Genomic DNA, 1,952 nt, shown 5'->3' with positions numbered 1-1,952 from the left:
AGCGCCGTCAGCAGCTCGCGGGCGTCCCGGTCGGGGTCGAGCGACGCGTCGGTCGGCCGCGTCTCGGGAGCCAGCTCGTCGAGAACGGAGTCCATCGCCTCGCGGAACCGCGTGGCGGTCGGGTCGTCGCGTTCGCGGAACGCCTTGTTCCCGTAGTAGGTTCCCTCACCGTACTGGCCCCCGTCGCCCGTCGTGAGCACGTCGCACAGCCGGAGACACAGCGACAGCCGCCGGATCGGCGACGCCGACGCAGTGTCGACATCGACGAGCGTCTCGTGGAGGTCGAGCAGGTCGTCGCCGACCCGGTTCATCGGGTTCGCCCCCAAGTCGTCGGTAACGTCGTCGTCGCGATACAGCGCACACAGCGTGTCGAGGTCGTCGCTGACGGCGTCGAGCAGGCGTTTCGGGTCGGCGTCCAGCGGATGGAGGGCGACGAGATACGTGTCGTACGCGTCGGGGTCGTCAACCGCGCGGAGCTCGTCGATCCACGCCTCCGTCGTGTCGGGTTCGGCGAGGAATCCGGCAAGCAGGTCGGCGAGCGCCGCCCGGTCGAACACGGGAGCGAGCGTCCGCGTTCCGGGTGGCTCAGATTCGACGATCTCTGCCGCGACGGTGGCTCGGAGCCGGGCGGCGTCGCCGTCCTCCAGCACGTCGAATCCGGGGTCGACGGCGGGGTGGCTGACGGCGTACTCCTCGAGGACACGGCTACAGAACCCGTGTGTGGTGTCGATGTATCCGGCCTCGACGCCGTCGGCGGCGGCGCGCCACACGGCCCACCGTTCGGGGTCGTCGATCCCCGCGAGCCGCTCGCGGATCCGCTCTCGAATAGTGCGTTTCAGGTCGTCCGCGGCCCGTTCGGTGAACGTGGTAACGACGATCCGCTCGGGAAGTCGGCGTGCTGCCTCCGGGTCGGTGATCCGATCGATCCCCTCCGGAACGCGGTACGGCGGTTCCTCACCGGTCGCGACGAGGCTCTCCGGCCCGTCGAGGTGTGCCCGAAGGATCGTGAGGTAGCGTTCGGTGAGCGTCGTCGTCTTTCCGGTGCCGGCCCCGGCCGCCACGGTGACGTTCCGGTCGATCGTCCGCGCGGCGCGTTGCTGTGCGCGAGTGAGCGTGAAGCCGCCCGTGTCTCCGGTCGCCCCGTCGGCGTCGATGTCCTCGGTCGCCCCGTCGGCGTCGATGTCCTCGATCGTCCCTTCGGCGTCGTCCGCTTCGCCTCGCCTGTCGTCCGTCATCGGCCGCCCTCCGTGTCTACGCCGGGCGCGTAGCGCGGCACGTCCGTCTCGTGGAGGTGCTGATGGATATCGTGTCTCCGGTGGTGACGGACGTCGCACGCGCCTCGATAGGGACAGTACGAACACCCGGCGTCCCCGGGATCGAGCACGGTCGGGTGAAACGACCCCGCGTCGACCGCGGTCGCGATCCGGTCGATCCGGTCGGGGACGGTGTCGTGTAGGAACTCGGTGAACGCTGCCCGCGTGTCGAACACGAGCGACCGATAGCGTCGCAGCGGCTCCGGGTCGTCCCGTCCCCATCGCGCGTGTGCGGCGTCCTCGTCGCCGCCTATCGTCCCGCGGTACGGGGAGACGCGCCCCGCCGGACGCACCTGATAGTAGGCGGCACCGACGGGCTCCGCATCGAGCGCGGCCTCGGCCAACAACAGGTACGCCGGGAGCTGGAACGCGTGGCCGTCGATCGTGTCGCGTTCGCTCGGCGTGCCACCCGTCTTGTAATCTATCCCGACGATCCCGCCGTCAGCGGTAACATCGAGTCGGTCGATCTTCCCGCGGAGCGCGACGTCCGTCCCGGGAACGCGGACGGGGTCAGCGGCGAGGGGTTCGAGGCCGGGGTCGTCCGGCGTCAGGCCGACGTGCGCCTCGAAGTACGTCGGCGTCGCGTCACGCGACGCGAGCGCGGTTTCGGCCTCGAGGAACCGGTTAAATAGGCCGGCC

At 70.2% G+C, this 1,952-nt stretch carries 2 protein-coding genes; both read right to left on the bottom strand.

All coding sequences use genetic code 11. The annotated features are described in order from the left end of the window. On the bottom strand, positions 1-1,235 hold a 1,235-nt coding region (locus ACFQEU_RS15205), incomplete at its 3' end, for a UvrD-helicase domain-containing protein (RefSeq protein WP_379783523.1). Further along, positions 1,232-1,952, bottom strand: a 721-nt coding sequence (locus ACFQEU_RS15200; RefSeq protein ID WP_379783521.1) for a PD-(D/E)XK nuclease family protein, incomplete at its 5' end; no start/stop codon positions are given. The genes ACFQEU_RS15205 and ACFQEU_RS15200, both read right to left, overlap by 4 nt.

The organism is Halorubrum tibetense (genome assembly GCF_042661865.1).
Lineage (GTDB): Archaea > Halobacteriota > Halobacteria > Halobacteriales > Haloferacaceae > Halorubrum > Halorubrum tibetense.
This window is presented reverse-complemented; position numbering and strand designations above follow the sequence as displayed.